The organism is Lactobacillus sp. UMNPBX1 (assembly GCF_002554085.1).
Lineage (GTDB): Bacteria > Bacillota > Bacilli > Lactobacillales > Lactobacillaceae > Lactobacillus > Lactobacillus crispatus.
The window spans coordinates 49,965-68,717 of sequence record NZ_PCZI01000010.1 but is presented as its reverse complement, the minus strand read 5'-3'; the positions used below and the strand labels follow the sequence as shown (position 1 = coordinate 68,717).

Genomic DNA, 18,753 nt, shown 5'->3' with positions numbered 1-18,753 from the left:
TTGCGGAAGTAGTTCAGTGGTAGAACATCACCTTGCCATGGTGGGGGTCGCGGGTTCGAATCCCGTCTTCCGCTCCAAGACAAAAGCTCATCTTTGGATGAGCTTTTTATTTTTCCATATATGTAGTTTTAGATGTAAGAAAACTTTTTGAATTTTTTACAAAAAAGTATTGCAATGTATCAAAGAACTGCTATAATTATACTTGTTGTTGCGGAAGTAGTTCAGTGGTAGAACATCACCTTGCCATGGTGGGGGTCGCGGGTTCGAATCCCGTCTTCCGCTCCAAGATAGAAGGCTCACCAAGTGGTGAGTCTTTTTTTACGGGAAATAGCTCAGTTTGGTAGAGCGCTACGTTCGGGACGTAGAGGTCGCCGGTTCAAGTCCGATTTTCCCGATATACAAGCTATCCGTTTGGGTAGCTTTTTTCTTTTTGTTATAATATCTTTTAAAACTTAAAGGGAGATTAAAAATGACGGCAACTACTGAAGAAAAATACAAATTATTAGTGGAGCAAGCTAGAGCTTTGATTGAGGGAGAAGATGATTGGATTGCTAATACAGCTAATTTATCTGCTCTTTTGTTTAATTCGTTAAATGATGTGAATTTTGCAGGTGTTTATCGCTATGAAAATGGTGAATTAATTTTAGGTCCGTTTCAAGGGATGCCAGCATGTGTTCATATTCAAATGGGAAAAGGTGTTTGTGGTACGGCTGCACAAGCAAAAACAACGCAGATTGTTAAGGATGTACATGAATTTGCTGGTCACATTGCTTGTGATAGTGCTTCAAATTCGGAAATCGTTGTCCCAATTTTTAATCAGGGAAAACTTTGGGGCGTCTTTGATTTTGATTCGACCAAGCTAGCTAATTTTGACGAAATTGATAAAAAGTATTTAACTGAAATAGCGAAAGCAATTTTTGCGTAATTATTAGAATTGGACATAATGAAGTTGAAGATAAGTCAAATTGTTTTACTTACTGACAAAAGAAAAGTAAAATACCATAACGTATTTTAAAGGGTGGTGTTTGTATGGAAAATTCATATAGTAAGAGCGTTAATCAAGTATTGAAAATTGCACGTGAACAAGCACAAAATTTTCATCATCGCTTGATCGGCACAGAACATGTTTTATTGGCTCTAGTAATTGAAACTGACGGTGAAGCAGGAAAAATCTTGCGTTCATGGGGATTAACACCAACTGCAGTACGTGAAGAAATTGAACGTTATACAGGTTATGGCTCTGCCCCTAAGGCAAGCTACATGGAAATGTCACCACGTTTGAGTTTAGCTTTGGATTATGCTAGAAGACGAGCTAATAACGATGGAGTTAAGGAAGTTAACACTAATCATGTTTTGCTGGGAATTACTGCAAGTGAGCAGGTTTTATCAGCAATGATTTTGAAAAACTTGAATGTTGATATTCCTCGCTTGCAGCAGGATGTTGAAGACAGTTTGAGTCAAGACCAAGACTTTGGTGATTCAGCTAATTGGCTGGGTGATGATAACACGACGACTGGTCAAAAGAAGCGCAAGAGCACTACTCCTAACTTAGATAAGGTAGCGGTTAATTTAAATCAACGTGTGCGTAATGGCGAGATTGATCCGGTGATTGGCCGTGACCAAGAAATTAAGCGTGTGATTCAAATTTTGTCTCGACGGACTAAGAATAATCCTGTCTTAGTTGGTGAACCAGGAGTTGGTAAGACTGCTGTTGCTGAAGCGATTGCAACTGAGATTGTCAACAAAAAAGTGCCACAGGATATGCTTAAGAAACGGGTAATGGCCTTAAATTTAGGTAGTTTAGTTGCTGGGACTAAGTATCGTGGTGAGTTTGAAGACAGAATGAAGAAAATCCTGAACGAAGTCACCAAGGATGGCAATGTCATTCTCTTTGTTGATGAAATGCATACTTTAATTGGTGCTGGTGGTGCTGAAGGTGCAATTGATGCTTCTAATATCTTGAAGCCTTCGCTTGCTCGTGGCGATATTCAAATGATTGGTGCAACTACTTTTAATGAATATCAAAAGTACATTGAAAAAGATCAAGCTTTGGCACGTCGTTTTCAACAAGTGCGCTTAAGTGAGCCTTCAAGAGATGATACTTTGACAATTATGCGTGGCTTGAAGTCGAAATATGAAAAGTTCCATCATGTGACTATTTCTGATGAGAGCTTGAAGGATGCAGTTGATTTGTCAACGCGCTATATTTCGGATCGCTTTTTGCCAGATAAGGCGATTGACTTAGTAGATGAAGCTAGTGCCGCAGTTAAGATTCGTAATAACATTAGCAATGATGCTGAGCTAGAAAAAGTTAATGAGCAAATTAAGAAACTGATTACGCAAAAGAATATGTCTGCCGCTAGTCAAAACTTTGTTAAAGCTGCTCAATTGCAGGATGAGCAGAACAACTTAGAAATGCAACGTGAAGCAATGGTAGAGAAGTTGAAAGACAAAGTTAGTGCTAAAGCTGTGGTTGAGCCAGAAGATATTGCTAAAGTGGTTTCCGACTGGACTGGCGTCCCTGTTACTCAAATGAAGCGTAATGAGTCACGGCAATTGGCTAACTTGGAAAAGATCTTGCATCAACGCGTGATTGGACAAGATAAAGCTGTTTCTGCAGTTGCCCGTGCTATTCGTCGTAGTAGAAGTGGCATCAAGGATGAGCGACGTCCAATTGGATCATTCCTTTTCCTAGGACCAACTGGAGTTGGTAAGACAGAATTGGCTAAATCAGTTGCAGCAGCAATGTTTGGCTCGGAAGACAATTTGATTAGGCTAGATATGTCTGAATATATGGACCAAATTGCTTCAAGCAAATTAATCGGCTCAGCACCAGGTTATGTCGGTTATGAAGAAGGCGGTCAATTATCTGAAAAGGTTCGTCGTCATCCATACTCGGTTATTTTGCTTGACGAAGTAGAAAAAGCTCATCCAGATGTCTTTAACTTGCTTTTGCAGGTTTTAGATGAAGGATTTTTGACTGACTCCAAAGGTAGAAAAGTTGACTTTAGAAATACAATTATAATCATGACTTCTAATTTAGGTTCTCGTTCGCTCTTTGATAATAAGGCAGTCGGCTTCAATGCAGATAATGCAGATCCAGCCAAGGCGAGATCAGCTAAAGTTGAACAAGCAATCAAACAATTCTTCCGTCCAGAATTTTTAAACAGAATCGATGAAACTATTATCTTCGATGAACTAGATAAGAAGCAGCTGCGCAATATTGTAACTTTGTTAACGCACAAGCTGGTAGTTCGTTTGCAAAAGAAGGGTATCGAATTGAAGCTATCACGGGCAGCACTGGATCAGATTGCACAAGATGGTTATGATCCAGAAAATGGTGCTCGACCATTGAGAAGAGCAATTCAAAATGATATTGAAGACAAGATTGCCGAGATGTTGATTGTAGGCGAAGTTAAGTCAGGCGACACTTTGAAAATTGGTAGTCAGCATGGACATTTGAAATTTGAAGTAGTTAATCCGAAGAAAGAAACTGTAAAAGTCAAGTGATATTGGTGCTATACCTTGACAAAATGCTGAAAATATCATATAATTTTTGCTGATTTAAAAAGACTGAGATTCAGGATTTTGCTGATCTATTGTCCAGCAAAATGATAAGGGACAAAAACGACAATTGTTGTTTTTGTCTTTTTTATGCCTAAAATTGCAGTTTTTTGAATTTGTAACAGAAATGTAATATTTGCTTTCTTAGACAGAAAGGATGTTTTTCCTTGTTAAATGGACACGTAGTGAACTACGGTAAACATCGAACTAGACGTAGCTTCTCCCGCATTAAGGAAGTATTGAAGTTACCTAACTTAACTGATGTTCAAACCGAATCATATAAGTGGTTTCTTGATAAAGGCATTAAAGAAGTCTTTGATGACATTATGCCGATTAGCGATTTCTCAGGTAAGCTTTCATTAGAATATGTTGGCTATAAATTGCAAAAGCCAAAGTATACAGTTGATGAAGCCCGTAACCATGATGCAACTTATGCTGCACCAATGCACGTTACCTTGAAATTGACTAACCAAGAAACTGGTGAAATTAAGACTCAAGATGTTTTCTTTGGTGATTTGCCATTAATGACCGAATCAGGTTCATTTATTGTTAACGGTGCTGAAAGAGTTATCGTTTCACAATTGGTAAGATCACCTGGTGTATATTACACTGGCGATTATGACAAGAATGGTCGTCAAATCTTTGGTACTACTGTTATTCCTAACCGTGGTGCTTGGCTTGAATATGAAACCGACGCAAAGAACGTTTCATTTGTTCGTGTAGACCGTACTCGTAAATTGCCTCTTACTGTATTGATTAGAGCAATGGGTATTGGCTCTGACAGTGACATTATTGATATGTTTGGTCAAAGTGATACTTTGCAATTCACTTTGGACAAGGATGTTCATAAGAACCCAGCTGACTCACGTGTAGCTGAAGCCTTAAAGGATATCTATGAAAGACTTCGTCCAGGTGAACCAAAGACTACTGATTCTTCACGTTCACTTTTGTATGCCCGTTTCTTTGATCCACGTCGTTACGATTTAGCACCTGTAGGTCGTTACAAGATCAATAAGAAGCTTTCACTTAAGAACCGTTTATACGGTCAAACTTTAGCTGAAACTTTAGCTGATCCAGATACTGGGGAAATTGTTGTTAAGAAGGGTACTGTAGTTACCCACGAAGTAATGGATAAGTTAGCTCCATATCTTGAGCGTGATGACTTTAAGATGGTAACTTACCAACCTTCAAAGGAAGGCGTATTACCAGATCCTATTACAGTTCAAGAAATTAAGGTTTACTCAAAGGTAGACCCTGAACGTGAAGTTAAATTAATGTCAAATGGTCATATTGCTGATAACGTTAAGCATTTGACTCCAGCTGATGTTTTAGCTTCAATCAATTACTTCTTTGCATTGCAAGATGAAATTGGTACTACTGATGATATCGACCACTTGGGTAACCGTCGTATTCGTCGTGTTGGTGAACTTCTTCAAAACCAATTTAGAATTGGTTTGGCACGTATGGAACGTGTTGTTCGTGAAAGAATGTCAATCCAAGATCCTTCAACAGTTACTCCACAACAATTGATCAACATTCGTCCAATTGTTGCAAGTATTAAGGAATTCTTTGGTTCATCACAACTTTCACAGTTTATGGATCAACATAACCCATTAGGTGAATTGACTCATAAACGTCGTATGTCAGCCTTAGGGCCTGGTGGTTTGACCCGTGACCGTGCTGGTTATGAAGTTCGTGACGTTCACTATACTCACTATGGTCGTTTGTGTCCTATCGAAACTCCAGAAGGTCCTAACATTGGGTTGATCAACTCACTTGCTTCATATGCGATTATTAATAAGTATGGTTTTATCGAAACCCCATACCGTCGTGTTTCTTGGAAGGACCACAAGGTTACTGATAAGATCGACTATTTGACTGCTGACGAAGAAGATAATTACATTATCGCTGGTGCCAACACTCCATTGAATGATGATGGTTCATTTAAGGAGAAGTTGATCTTGGCTCGTCAAAAGGAAGATAACGTCGAAGTTTCTCCAGATAAGATTGACTACATGGACGTTATTCCTAAGCAAGTTGTTTCTGTCGCTTCAGCATGTATTCCATTCCTTGAAAACGATGACTCTAACCGTGCTTTGATGGGTGCAAACCAGCAACGTCAGGCTGCACCATTAATTAATCCGCATGGTTCACTTGTTGGTACTGGTATGGAATACCGTGCTGCACACGATTCAGGTGCTGCTTTAATCGCTAAGGCTGCTGGTGTAGTTGAATACGTTGATGCTAATGAAATCCGTATTAGACGTGAAGATGGTACTTTGGACAAATACACACTTGAAAAGTACCGTCGTTCAAATAACTCTAAGTCATACAACCAAACTCCTAATGTTAAATTAGGTGATCAGGTTGACAAGAGTGATGTAATTGCTAACGGTCCAACTATGGATCATGGCGAACTTGCTTTAGGTCAAAACCCATTGATTGCCTTCATGACTTGGAATATGTACAACTATGAAGATGCCATCATGCTTTCTGAACGATTAGTTAAGGATGATGTTTATACTTCAATCAGTATTGAAGATTATGAATCAGAAGCTCGTGACACTAAGTTAGGTCCAGAAGAAATTACTAGAGAACTTCCTAATATTGGTGAGGATGCTTTGAAGGATCTTGATGCTGATGGTATCGTTCGTGTTGGTGCAGAAGTCCACGATGGCGACATTTTGGTAGGTAAGGTAACTCCTAAGGGTGTAACTGAATTATCTGCTGAAGAAAGATTACTTCACGCTATTTTCGGTGAAAAAGCTCGTGAAGTTCGTGATACTTCACTTCGTGTACCACACGGTGGTGGCGGTATTGTTCAAGACGTTAAGGTTTATACTCGTGAAGCCGGCGATGAACTTTCACCAGGTGTTAACACAATGGTTCGTGTTTACATCGCTCAAAAGAGAAAGATTCAAGTTGGGGACAAGATGTCTGGTCGTCACGGTAACAAGGGTACTGTTGCTGCAGTTGTTCCAGAAGAAGACATGCCATACTTACCAGATGGTACTCCAGTAGATATTTGTTTAAACCCAATGGGTGTTCCATCACGTATGAACATCGGACAGCTTCTTGAATTGCACTTAGGTGCAGCTGCTCGTCAATTGGGCATTCACGTTGCAACACCAGTATTTGATGGTGCTGACGAAAATGACGTTTGGGACACAGTTCGTCAAGCAGGTGTTGATAAAGATGGTAAGACCGTTGTTTATGATGGTCGTACCGGTGAACCATTCCACAACCGTGTATCTGTAGGTGTTATGCACTACTTGAAGTTGACCCACATGGTTGACGACAAGATCCACGCACGTTCAATTGGGCCTTACTCATTGGTTACTCAACAACCACTTGGTGGTAAAGCACAATTTGGTGGTCAGCGTTTTGGTGAAATGGAAGTTTGGGCCCTTGAAGCTTATGGTGCTGCTTACACATTGCAAGAGATTTTGACTTATAAGTCAGATGACGTTGTTGGTCGTGTAAAGGCATATGAAGCTATTGTTAAGGGTGAAAAGATTCCTAAGCCAGGTGTTCCAGAATCATTCCGTGTTCTTGTTAAGGAACTTCAATCATTAGGTTTGGATATCCGTGTTCTTGATATGAACCATAATGAAATTGAACTTCGTGATATGGATGAAGACTCAAGTGAACACTTGAACATCGATACTTTGTCACGGATGGCAGAAGAGCAAGAAAAGAAGAAGTTAGCCGAAGAAACTGGAAAATCAGAAGATAAAGACAGTAAAGAAAATGCAGATAAGCCGGTAGCTCCTGCAGATGAGTCTGACGATAAAGTTTCTAAATAGTAGGAGGTTAAACTTTTGATCGACGTAAATAAGTTTGAAAGTATGCAAATTGGTCTTGCATCACCTAACAAGATCAGAAGCTGGTCATATGGTGAAGTTAAAAAGCCAGAGACCATCAACTACCGTACTTTAAAGCCTGAAAAAGATGGCTTATTTGATGAGAGAATTTTTGGACCAACAAAAGATTGGTCATGTGCTTGTGGTAAGTACAAGGGCGTTAGATACCGTGGTATCGTTTGTGACCGTTGTGGTGTTGAAGTTACTTCTTCAAAGGTAAGAAGAGAACGTATGGGTCATATTGAATTGGCTGCACCTGTAACTCACATTTGGTACTTTAAGGGTATCCCATCAAGAATGGGATTAGTTTTGGACATTTCTCCAAGATTACTTGAAGAAGTTATTTACTTTGCTGCATACATTGTAATTGATCCAGGTGATACTGACCTTGAACCTAAGCAATTATTAACTGAAGCTGAATACCGTGAACAAAAAGCTAAGTACGGTAACCGTTTTGAAGCTAAGATGGGTGCTGAAGCTGTTCGCGATTTGCTTAAGAAAGTTGACCTTGATAAAGAAGTTAAGGATTTGAAGAAAGAACTTCAAACTGCCACTGGTCAAAAACGTACGCGTGCAATTAGACGGTTAGATATCTTGGATGCCTTCAAGAATTCAGGTAACAAGCCTGAATGGATGGTAATGGATGCCGTTCCAGTAATTCCACCAGATCTTCGTCCAATGGTTCAACTTGAAGGTGGCCGTTTTGCAACTTCAGATTTGAACGATTTGTACAGACGTGTAATCAACCGTAACAACCGTTTGAAGAGATTGCTTGATTTGAACGCACCTAATATTATTGTTCAAAACGAAAAGCGTATGCTTCAAGAAGCTGTTGATGCTTTAATTGATAACGGTCGTCGTGGTCGTCCAGTTGTTGGACCAGGTAACCGTCCATTGAAGTCACTTTCACATATGCTTAAGGGTAAGCAAGGACGTTTCCGTCAAAACTTGCTTGGTAAGCGTGTTGACTACTCTGGTCGTTCAGTTATCGATGTTTCACCAAAATTGAAGTTCTATCAATGTGGTGTGCCACGTCCAATGGCTTTGGAATTGTTCAAGCCATTTGTAATGCATGAATTAGTTAAACGTGGAATTGCATCAAACATCAAGAATGCTAAGCGTAAGATTGACCGTGAAGATGACGATATCTGGGATGTACTTGAAGATGTGATTAAGGAACGTCCAGTTCTTTTAAACCGTGCACCTACTCTTCACCGTTTGAGTATTCAAGCCTTTGAGCCAATCTTGGTACCAGGTAAGTCAATTAGACTTCACCCATTAGCTTGTGAAGCCTACAATGCCGACTTCGATGGTGACCAGATGGCTATTCACGTACCACTTTCTGATGAAGCTGTTGCTGAATCAAGATTGTTAATGTTGGCTGCTCACCACATTTTGGCTCCTAAGGATGGTAAGCCAATTGTTACTCCATCGCAGGATATCGTTTTGGGTAACTACTGGTTAACTCAGGCCGAACGTGGTCGTGAAGGTGAAGGTATGATCTTCAGCTCACCAGCAGAAGCTGCTGTAGCTTACGAAAATGGCGATATTCACTACCATACCATTATTGGTATGTCTGCAGATGCTATGCCTAAAAAGCCATGGCCTAAGGGACATGAACACGGCATCTTTATTACCACTTATGGTAAGATTGTCTTCAATCAATTGTTCCCAGATGATTACTTCTATATCAATGAACCAACTGAAGAGAACTTGAACAATCCGTTGGATGCTAAGTACTTCTTAGGTGAAGGCGAAGAGATTGATAAGAAGATCGATGAAGTAGGCGATGATTTAATCGCTAGTCCATTTAAGGGAAGCTTCTTGTCAGATTCTATTGCTACTATTTACAAGTATTACAAGGTTCAAAGAACTTCAGAATACTTGGATGATTTGAAGAAGTTAGGCTACACTAGCTCAACTACTTCAGGTATTACTATTGGTATGACTGACGTTCCAGAAATCCAAGATAAGGATGAAAAGGTAGCCAAGGCACGTAAACAAGTTGATGTTGTTTCTAAGCAATTTAGACGTGGTTTGATTACTGAACAAGAACGTCACGACCGAGTAATTAGTATTTGGAATGCATGTAAGGACAAGATCCAAAACGAAATTGCACAAATTCACGCACCTCGTAATCCAATTTCAATCATGGCAGACTCAGGTGCCCGTGGTAACATTTCTAACTTTACTCAGTTAGCCGGTATGCGTGGTTTGATGGCCACTCCTAACGGTGGTTTGTTCGAAATTCCTGTTACTTCAAACTTTAAGGAAGGTTTGTCAGTATTGGAATTGTTCATGTCCACTCACGGTGCTCGTAAGGGTATGACTGATACTGCATTAAAGACTGCTCAGTCAGGTTACTTGACTCGTCGTTTGGTTGATGTTGCTCAGGACGTTATTATTCGTGATGACGATTGTGGTACTGATCGTGGTATTACAGTTAGTGCCATCATGGAAGGTGACGAAATGATCGAACCACTATTTGACCGTTTGGTTGGTCGTTTCACTGCTGAGACTGTTAAAGATCCTGAAACTGGCGAAACTATTGTCGGCAGAGATGTCATGATGGATGAAAACATGGCACACAAGATTTGTGATGCAGGTGTAACTCACGTTAAGATTCGTTCAATTCTTACCTGTGATACTCCTCACGGCGTATGTCGCAAGTGTTACGGTATGAACCTTGCTACTGGTGAAGAAGTTGAAGTTGGTGAAGCAGTTGGTACTGTTGCTGCTCAATCAATTGGTGAACCAGGTACTCAGCTTACTTTGAGAACTTTCCACAACGGTGGTGTTGCCGGTGCTGAAGATATCACTCAAGGTTTGCCTCGTGTGCAAGAATTGTTTGAAGCACGTAACCCTAAGGGTCGTGCAACCATTTCTGAAGTTGATGGTGTAATTGATTCAATTCAAGAAAACCCAGCAGAACATACTCGTGAAATTACTGTTAAGGGTAAGATTGATACTAGAAGCTACAGTGTTCCTTATACAGCTTCAGTTGCTGTTAGCGAAGGTGACTACGTTCATCGTGGTGACAAGTTAACTCTTGGTTCTGTTGATCCTAAGGAATTGATTCAAGTTACTGATACATTAACTACTGAAAAGTACATCTTAGCTGAAGTTCAAAAGGCTTATAGAATGCAGGGTGTAGACATTGCCGACAAGCACGTTGAAGTGTTAACTCGTCAAATGCTGCAAAAGGTTCGTGTCCTTGATCCAGGTGAAACTGACATCTTGCCAGGTGAAGTTATGGATATTGTTCAATTTAGAGACCGCAACAAGGAAGTTATTATTTCTGGTGGTATTCCAGCAACTGCTCAAAGCGTTATCTTGGGTATTACTAAGGCTGCTTTGGAAACTAACAGTTTCTTGTCAGCTGCTTCATTCCAGGAAACCACACGTGTTCTTACTGATGCATCTATTAGAGGTAAGAATGATCCACTTCTTGGACTTAAGGAAAACGTTATTATCGGTAAAATTATTCCAGCTGGTACTGGTATGCCTGTATACCGCAGCATGGAACCTGAAGCTGACGTTAAGAAGCCAGATTCAGTATACTCAATTGCTGATATTGAAAAGCAAATGAAAGAAAAGGATAAAGCTAAGCAAGACTAAGCTTTATTGAAAATAAATAAGCATTTCCAATCTTTTAAGAGCGGGAATGCTTATTTTTTTGTCTAAAAAATTAATTGGGTTAGTACTAATCCTAGGAAAATATATGGAATAAATGGATAGCGATGGTTAATAGGAGTTTTTTCAATAAGAAAAATTGCAATTACCAAGATTGAAGCAAATAGAAAAACTAAATTGGCAAATGATGGGGTGAAGTAGCAAGCGATAATTAAGTAAATTAATAAATCGCCTAGCCCCATTTTTCTTTGCATTATGCTATAGCTAAAAATTCCTAGCAATAATGTAAAAGAGATCCAGTCGATTAATGTAAAAGCTGCAAATTGGTTGAATAAAATCGCAACGCTAATGGCTGGAATTAGTAGGAGAAGATCAAATTCTTGCTTTTGATAATCAGAGATTGCAACGACTAAAAGCGAAAAAAGCAAAATAGCGGTAATAATGTCCTGTGTCTTACTAAAATCGAGTAAACAAAAGGCAAAGCCGCCAATTAATTCAAATAAAAATAATTCAACTGGAATTTGTTGATAACAATAACGACATTTTCCTTGAAGAAAAAGATAAGATAATAATGGAATTTCATCCAAAATTGATAATTCAAGGTGACAGTTGTTGCACTGAGAACGTGAGTAAATAAAATTTTTATCATTCCAGTGCTCGTAAACTACTGCTGCGTGAGAAGCCAAGCAACTTCCAATTATAAAGTTAGTAAAAATAAATAAGTATTTCAAAAAAACACCTCCACTATTTATTACGCAAAAATAGCCGATTTTTCTTTTTTTATTTTGAAAAAGTTTGCTTTCTATTAAAAACCGAGTACAATAGTGTTTGTATGTTTTGAACAGTCTGTTCGTGAGTATAAAAAGAAACTCCCGGATGTGTGAACAAAATAGTAATTTTAGGAGGAAATTTTAATGCCAACCATTAATCAATTGGTAAGAAAAGGCCGTCATTCAAAGGTTACTAAGTCAAAGTCACCTGCTTTGAATTACAGCTACAACAGTATGAAGAAGGAATCAGTATTCAACCCAGCTCCACAAATGCGTGGTGTTGCAACTCGTGTGGGTACTATGACTCCAAAGAAGCCTAACTCAGCTTTACGTAAGTACGCTCGTGTACGTCTTTCAAACTTAATCGAAGTTACTGCTTACATTCCAGGTGAAGGCCACAACTTGCAAGAACACTCAGTCGTTTTAATTCGTGGTGGTCGTGTAAAGGACCTTCCTGGTGTTCGTTACCACATCATTCGTGGTGCCCTCGATACTGCTGGTGTTGATGGCAGAAAGCAAGGCCGTTCTAAGTACGGTACTAAGAAAGATTAAAGGAGGAGTTAAATAATGCCTAGAAAAGGTCACGTAACTAAAAGAGACGTTTTAGCAGATCCAGTTTACAACTCAAAGCTTGTTACCAAGTTAATTAACCACTTGATGATTGATGGTAAGAGAGCTAAGGCATCTTCAATCCTTTACGATGCTTTCAACATTGTTCAAGACAAGACTGGTAAGGAACCACTTGATGTATTTGAAGAAGCTATGAACAACGTTATGCCAGTTTTGGAAGTTAGAGCTCGCCGTATCGGTGGTTCAAACTACCAAATCCCAGTTGAAGTACGTCCTGAAAGAAGAACTACTTTAGGTTTAAGATGGCTTGTTTCATACGCTCGTTTACGTAACGAACACACTATGGATGAACGTTTAGCTAACGAAATCATCGATGCTTCAAACAACACTGGTTCAGCAGTTAAGAAGCGTGAAGACGTTCACCGTATGGCTGAAGCTAACCGTGCATTTGCACACTACCGCTTCTAATTCGTTCGTTTTATTTTAAGGAGAGAATAATTTATGGCTAACAAGCGTGAATTTCCATTAGCAAAGACACGTAACATTGGTATTATGGCCCACATCGATGCGGGTAAGACTACTACTACTGAACGTATCCTTTACTACACTGGTAAGATCCACAAAATTGGTGAAACTCACGAAGGTGATTCACAAATGGACTGGATGGATGAAGAAAAGGAACGTGGTATCACCATTACTTCTGCAGCCACTACTGCACAATGGAAGGACTACAGAATTAACATCATTGATACCCCAGGACACGTTGACTTCACTATCGAAGTTGAACGTTCACTCCGTGTTCTTGATGGTGCCGTAACTGTTCTTGATGCCCAAGCTGGTGTTGAACCACAAACTGAAAACGTATGGCGTCAAGCTGAAACTTACGGTGTTCCTCGTATTGTTTTCGTTAACAAGATGGATAAGATCGGTGCTGACTTCGATAAGTCAGTTAAGTCATTGCACGAACGTTTAAACGCTAATGCCCATGCTGTTCAAATGCCAATTGGTTCAGCTGACACTTTTGAAGGTGTTATCGACTTAATCAACATGGTTGCCGACATCTACGACGAAGATAAGCTTGGTTCTAAGTGGGATACTGTTCCAGTTCCTGACGAATACAAGGAAGAAGCTGAAGCACGTCGTAACGACTTAATTGAAGCCGTAGCCGATGTTGATGACGGCATCATGGAAAAATTCCTTGGCGGTGAAGAAATTTCTAACGATGAATTAAAGGCAGCTATCCGTAAAGCTACTTTGGACTTGAAGTTCTTCCCAGTTTACGCTGGCTCAGCCTTCAAGAACAAGGGTGTTCAAATGATGCTTGACGGTGTTATTGACTACTTGCCATCACCACTTGACGTTAAGCCTTACGTTGCTCACAATCCTAAGACTGGTGATGAAGTTGAACTTATGGCTGACGATAAGAAGCCATTTGCAGCTCTTGCATTCAAGATCGCTACTGACCCATTCGTAGGTCGTTTGACTTTTATCCGTGTTTACACCGGTTCTCTTGAATCAGGTTCATACGTATTGAACGCTTCAAAGAACAGTCGTGAACGTGTAGGTCGTTTGCTTCAAATGCACGCCAACTCAAGAACTGAAATTCCAGAAGTATTCTCAGGTGATATCGCTGGTGCCATCGGTTTGAAGAACACCACTACTGGTGACTCATTAACTGACCCAGATCACCCACTTATTTTGGAAAGCTTGAAAGTTCCAGATCCAGTTATCCAAGTATCAGTTGAACCTAAGTCAAAGGCTGACCGTGATAAGATGGACGTTGCTTTGCAAAAGCTTACTGAAGAAGACCCAACTTTCCGTGCTGAAACTAACCCAGAAACTGGTCAAACCTTGATTTCAGGTATGGGTGAACTTCACCTTGACATCATGGTTGAACGTATGAGACGTGAATTTAACGTTGATGCTAAGATTGGTGAACCACAAGTTGCTTACCGTGAAACCTTCACCAAGGAAGCTAAGGCACAAGGTAAGTTTGTTCGTCAATCAGGTGGTAAAGGTCAATACGGTGACGTTTGGATTGACTTTACTCCTAACGAAGAAGGTAAGGGTTACGAATTCGAAGATGCCATCGTTGGTGGTGTTGTTCCTCGTGAATTCATTCCTTCAGTTGACCAAGGTTTACAAGAAGCTATGAAGAATGGTGTTCTTGCAGGTTACCCATTGATCGACGTTAAGGCTAAGCTTTACGATGGTAGTTACCACGAAGTCGACTCATCAGAAGCTGCCTTCAAGGTTGCTGCTTCACTTGCTTTGAAGAATGCTGCTTCAAAGGCTGGCGCAGTTATCTTGGAACCAATTATGAAGGTTCAAGTAACTACTCCAGAAGAATACTTAGGTGATGTTATGGGTTCAATCACTGCTCGTCGTGGTACCATGGAAGGTATGGAAGACAGAGCAGGTGCTAAGATCATCAACTCATTTGTTCCACTTTCAGAAATGTTTGGTTACGCAACTACTTTGCGTTCATCAACTCAGGGTCGTGGTACATTTACTATGGTATTTGATCACTACTCACCAACACCTAAATCAATTCAAGCTGACATCATTAAGAAGCGCGGCGGAGATGCTGAATAGCTTCCGTTAAGAACTGATTAATGCAGTTAGCTTAATTGAAAACAATTTCATATAAAAAAGAGTTATCATTTTTATTTTGATAACTCTTTTTTTGTAAATAAATTTAAGAAAAAAGTCGTAAACCCTTGATATTTAAGGAGGGACAAAGTACAATAGTCTTTGTGCTTATGGGACAGTGTGCCCTTAAGTGTGAAAATTGTTGTAAAGCGTTGACGCAAAAGGTTGCGGCACGCCAGGCTGCATTGCCACAGTGGCGTGCGGGGAATTTTTGCCGAGCGAGTCATCTTTTAAAGAAGACGTTAAGGAGGTAATTTAATGGCAAGTCAAACAATTCGTATTAGACTTAAGTCTTACGAACATGGTATTCTCGATGAATCAGCTGCTAAGATCGTAGCTACTGCAAAGAGAACTGGTGCTGAAATTTCAGGTCCAGTTCCTCTTCCAACAGAAAGAACTTTATTCACAGTTCTTCGTTCACCACACATGAACAAGGACTCACGTGAACAATTCGAAATGCGCACTCACAAGCGTTTAATCGATATTTTGAATCCAACACCAAAGACTGTTGATTCATTAATGAAGCTTGATCTTCCAAGCGGCGTAGACATCGAAATTAAGTTGTAATTTAAATAGAAAGAGGTGTAAACATGACCAAAGGAATCTTAGGAAGAAAAGTTGGTATGACTCAAATCTTTACTAAAGATGGTGTCCTTGTTCCTGTAACAGTTGTAGAAGCAACTCCTAACGTTGTTATGCAAGTTAAGACTGTTGAATCAGACGGTTACGAAGCTGTTCAATTAGGTTACCAAGACAAGCGTGAAGTTTTGAGCAACAAACCAGAAAAAGGTCATGCTGATAAGGCAAAGACTTCACCTAAGCGCTTCATTCGGGAAATCCGCGGTGTTGAGCTTAAGGACTATGAAGTCGGCTCAGAAGTTACTGTGGATACATTTAAGGAAGGTGACGTTGTAAACGTTACTGGTACTTCAAGAGGTCATGGATACCAAGGTAACATCAAGCGTTGGGGCCAATCAAGAGGACCAGAAACCCACGGTTCAAGATACCATAGAATTCCTGGTTCAATGGGTTCCATCATTAACCGTGTACCAAAGGGCAAGCGTTTGCCAGGTCACATGGGTATGAAGAAAGTTACCATTGAAAACTTAGTAATTGAAAAAGTTGTAGCAGACAAGAACGTATTGATGATCAAGGGCAATGTTCCAGGTGCTAAGAACTCATTAATCGTTGTTAAGACTGCTTCTAAAGCTGTTAAGGCTGATAAATAGGAAGGAGGACTAGAATGGCTAATTTAAAAGTTATGGATCAAAACGGTAAAGATTCTGGTGAAGTTACTTTAAACGATAAAGTTTTTGGTATTGAGCCTAACGAAAGTGTCGTTTTTGAAGCAATCATTAGACAAAGAGCCGGTAAGCGTCAAGGTACCTCAAAGGTTAAGAACAGATCTGCCGTTCGCGGTGGTGGTAAGAAGCCTTGGAGACAAAAGGGTACTGGTCGTGCTCGTCAAGGTTCTATCAGATCTCCACAATGGCGTGGTGGTGGTACAGTATTTGGCCCAACACCTCGTTCATACGCATACACGATGCCAAGAAAGCAACGTCGTTTGGCTATTAAGTCAGTTCTTTCCCAAAAGTTGATTGACAATGATTTAATTGTTTTAGATAAGTTGACTATGTCAGCTCCTAAGACTAAGGAATTAGTATCAATGTTAAACGGCTTAAATGCTGACGGTAAAGTTTTAATTGTTTCAGATGATAACAATGTACAACTTTCCGCAAGAAACTTGACTAAGGTTAAGGTTGTTCCAGTTAATGGCTTAAACGTTGAAGATGCTGTTAACTATGGCAAGTTGATCTTAGATCAAGATGCTGTTAAGAAGATCGAGGAGGTTTTGGCTTAATGGACGCACGCGATATCATTTTAAGACCTGTCATTACTGAAAAGTCCACGAACTTAATGGATGATAAGAAGTACACATTCGACGTGCTTTTAACTGCAACCAAGACACAAGTTCGCAATGCTGTTGAAGAAATCTTCGATGTTAAAGTTAAGAACGTAAACATTATGAACGTTCGCGGCAAGGACAAGCGAGTAGGTCGTTACACTGGTAAGACCGCTCGTCGTAGAAAGGCTATCGTTACTTTAACTAACGATTCAAACGACATCAAGATTTTCCAAGACGATAACACAGAAGACAACAAGTAATAGGAGGTCAGTCAATTGGCTATTAAGATTTACAAGCCAACCACGAATGGTCGTCGTCATATGACTTCTTCCGACTTTGCTGAGATCACTAAGACAAAGCCTGAAAAGACTTTACTTGAATCTCAATCACATACTGCAGGTCGTAACTCATATGGTCATATCACTGTAAGACACCGTGGTGGTGGTCACAAACAAAAATACCGTATCATCGACTTTAAGCGTAACAAGGACAACGCAAAGGCAGTTGTAAAGGCTATCGAATACGATCCAAACAGAACTGCTAACATTGCTTTGCTTCACTACACTGATGGTATCAAAGCTTACATCTTAGCTCCTAAGGGCTTAAAAGTTGGCGATGTAGTTGAATCAGGTGATTCAGTTGACATTAAGCCAGGTAACGCTTTGGAATTAAAGAATATCCCAACTGGTACTTCAATTCACAATATCGAATTAAAGCCAGGCAAGGGTGGCCAACTCGTAAGAAGTGCTGGTGTTTCAGCTCAAGTTTTAGGTGCTGATGGTGATTACACTTTAGTAAGATTACAAAGTGGTGAAGTTCGTAAGATTTTGTCATCATGCCGTGCAACTATCGGTACTGTTGGTAATGAACAACACTCATTGATTCAATTAGGTAAAGCTGGTCGTAAGCGTTGGTTGGGCAAGCGTCCACAATCACGTGGTTCTGTAATGAACCCTAACGATCACCCACATGGTGGTGGTGAAGGTAAGGCTCCAGTTGGTCGTCCTCAACCTATGACTCCATGGGGCAAGAAGGCACGTGGTATTAAGACTAGAGATACCAAGAAGGCCAGCGAGAAGTTAATCATTCGTCACCGTAAAGGTAGCAAGTAGTAGAAGGAGGGTTAATTAATGAGCCGTAGTATTAAAAAAGGTCCTTTTGCTGATGCATCATTGTTAAAGAAGGTTGATGCACAAGCAGATGCAGATAAGAAGCAAGTTATTAAGACTTGGTCACGTCGTTCAACTATTTTCCCTTCCTTTGTAGGTTTGACTATAGCTGTTTACGATGGTAGAAAACATGTCCCAGTATATGTAACTGAAGACATGGTTGGTCATAAGTTAGGTGAATTTGTTCCAACAAGAACTTTCCACGGACACAAATCCACTGATGATAAAGCCACAACACAAGCTTAGAGGAAGGAGAAACATCTAAATGGCAGAACAAATTAGTTCAGCTAAGGCTGAAGCAAGAACTGTTCGCATCGCTCCAAGAAAAGCTCGTTTAGTCGTTGACTTAATTCGTGGCAAGAGCGTTGCTGAAGCATTAGCAATCTTGGAATTTACGCCTAGAGCTGCTTCCCCAATCGTTGAAAAAGTTTTGCGTTCAGCTATTGCTAACGCAGAACATAACTACGATCTTGAAAGTGCAAACCTTTACGTATCAGAAGCTTATGTAAATGAAGGTGCAACTTTGAAGAGATTCCGCCCACGTGCTAAGGGTATGGCTTCTCCAATTAACAAGAGAACCAGTCACGTAGTTGTAGTAGTTTCAGAAAAGAACGATTAAGGGAGGT

15 protein-coding genes and 3 tRNA genes are annotated in these 18,753 nt (G+C 40.1%); 17 read left to right on the top strand and 1 reads right to left on the bottom strand.

The window, feature by feature from the left end:
- The first annotated feature begins 2 nt into the window (after positions 1 to 2).
- From CP352_RS06765 to rpoC, 7 genes are all read left to right on the top strand, one after another.
- Positions 3 to 77: transfer RNA gene (locus tag CP352_RS06765), tRNA-Gly, on the top strand.
- 133 nt (positions 78 to 210) lie between these two features.
- Positions 211 to 285, top strand: a tRNA-Gly gene (locus CP352_RS06760).
- Between the two features lie 36 nt (positions 286 to 321).
- Positions 322 to 395 (top strand) — tRNA-Pro (locus CP352_RS06755).
- A gap of 74 nt (positions 396 to 469) precedes the next feature.
- Entirely contained in the window at positions 470 to 925 is a 456-nt protein-coding gene (locus CP352_RS06750) for a GAF domain-containing protein (RefSeq protein ID WP_023488511.1), read from the top strand.
- Positions 926 to 1,029: 104 nt separating this feature from the next.
- A complete protein-coding gene (locus CP352_RS06745; protein WP_089150630.1) occupies positions 1,030 to 3,510 on the top strand; it encodes an ATP-dependent Clp protease ATP-binding subunit in 2,481 nt (826 codons plus the stop codon).
- 221 nt (positions 3,511 to 3,731) lie between these two features.
- On the top strand, positions 3,732 to 7,370 hold the full coding sequence (locus CP352_RS06740; protein WP_089149952.1) for a DNA-directed RNA polymerase subunit beta: 3,639 nt from the start codon (positions 3,732 to 3,734) through the stop codon (positions 7,368 to 7,370).
- A 15-nt stretch (positions 7,371 to 7,385) separates the two neighbouring features.
- Positions 7,386 to 11,045: a DNA-directed RNA polymerase subunit beta' gene (rpoC, locus tag CP352_RS06735; RefSeq protein ID WP_089145584.1), complete on the top strand. Its 3,660-nt coding sequence runs from the start codon at positions 7,386 to 7,388 to the stop codon at positions 11,043 to 11,045.
- A 62-nt stretch (positions 11,046 to 11,107) separates the two neighbouring features.
- Here rpoC and CP352_RS06730 read toward each other — a convergent pair whose 3' ends face one another.
- Positions 11,108 to 11,791 carry an A24 family peptidase gene (locus CP352_RS06730; RefSeq protein ID WP_005720326.1) on the bottom strand — a complete coding sequence of 228 codons (684 nt, stop codon included), beginning with the start codon at positions 11,789 to 11,791 and terminating at the stop codon, positions 11,108 to 11,110.
- A 183-nt stretch (positions 11,792 to 11,974) separates the two neighbouring features.
- On the opposite strand from CP352_RS06730, the gene rpsL reads away from it, so the two are divergent.
- The 10 genes from rpsL to rplV all read left to right on the top strand — a co-directional run bounded on the left by rpsL (position 11,975) and on the right by rplV (position 18,746).
- Complete coding sequence (gene rpsL, locus CP352_RS06725; protein WP_025014719.1) at positions 11,975 to 12,382, top strand: 30S ribosomal protein S12; 408 nt, start codon at positions 11,975 to 11,977, stop codon at positions 12,380 to 12,382.
- 15 nt (positions 12,383 to 12,397) lie between these two features.
- Positions 12,398 to 12,868 carry a 30S ribosomal protein S7 gene (gene rpsG / locus CP352_RS06720; RefSeq protein WP_003549021.1) on the top strand — a complete coding sequence of 157 codons (471 nt, stop codon included), beginning with the start codon at positions 12,398 to 12,400 and terminating at the stop codon, positions 12,866 to 12,868.
- A 33-nt stretch (positions 12,869 to 12,901) separates the two neighbouring features.
- Entirely contained in the window at positions 12,902 to 14,995 is a 2,094-nt protein-coding gene (gene fusA, locus CP352_RS06715) for an elongation factor G (protein ID WP_089142837.1), read from the top strand.
- A gap of 315 nt (positions 14,996 to 15,310) precedes the next feature.
- Positions 15,311 to 15,619 carry a 30S ribosomal protein S10 gene (gene rpsJ / locus CP352_RS06710; protein ID WP_013641475.1) on the top strand — a complete coding sequence of 103 codons (309 nt, stop codon included), beginning with the start codon at positions 15,311 to 15,313 and terminating at the stop codon, positions 15,617 to 15,619.
- A gap of 23 nt (positions 15,620 to 15,642) precedes the next feature.
- On the top strand, positions 15,643 to 16,281 hold the full coding sequence (rplC, locus tag CP352_RS06705; RefSeq protein WP_003625776.1) for a 50S ribosomal protein L3: 639 nt from the start codon (positions 15,643 to 15,645) through the stop codon (positions 16,279 to 16,281).
- Between the two features lie 14 nt (positions 16,282 to 16,295).
- Positions 16,296 to 16,913, top strand: coding sequence for a 50S ribosomal protein L4 (gene rplD / locus CP352_RS06700; protein WP_089142838.1), 618 nt, complete (start codon positions 16,296 to 16,298; stop codon positions 16,911 to 16,913).
- On the top strand, positions 16,913 to 17,218 hold the full coding sequence (gene rplW / locus CP352_RS06695; protein ID WP_005720338.1) for a 50S ribosomal protein L23: 306 nt from the start codon (positions 16,913 to 16,915) through the stop codon (positions 17,216 to 17,218). The genes rplD and rplW overlap by 1 nt, the downstream gene beginning before the upstream one ends.
- Before the next feature lie 15 nt (positions 17,219 to 17,233).
- Positions 17,234 to 18,070 carry a 50S ribosomal protein L2 gene (gene rplB, locus CP352_RS06690; protein WP_089142839.1) on the top strand — a complete coding sequence of 279 codons (837 nt, stop codon included), beginning with the start codon at positions 17,234 to 17,236 and terminating at the stop codon, positions 18,068 to 18,070.
- A gap of 18 nt (positions 18,071 to 18,088) precedes the next feature.
- The gene (rpsS, locus tag CP352_RS06685; RefSeq protein ID WP_005720340.1) at positions 18,089 to 18,373 is read left to right on the top strand and encodes a 30S ribosomal protein S19; all 285 of its coding nucleotides are present in this window, start codon (positions 18,089 to 18,091) and stop codon (positions 18,371 to 18,373) included.
- 19 nt (positions 18,374 to 18,392) lie between these two features.
- A complete protein-coding gene (rplV, locus tag CP352_RS06680) occupies positions 18,393 to 18,746 on the top strand; it encodes a 50S ribosomal protein L22 (protein WP_003625788.1) in 354 nt (117 codons plus the stop codon).
- The last annotated feature ends 7 nt before the right edge of the window (positions 18,747 to 18,753 follow it).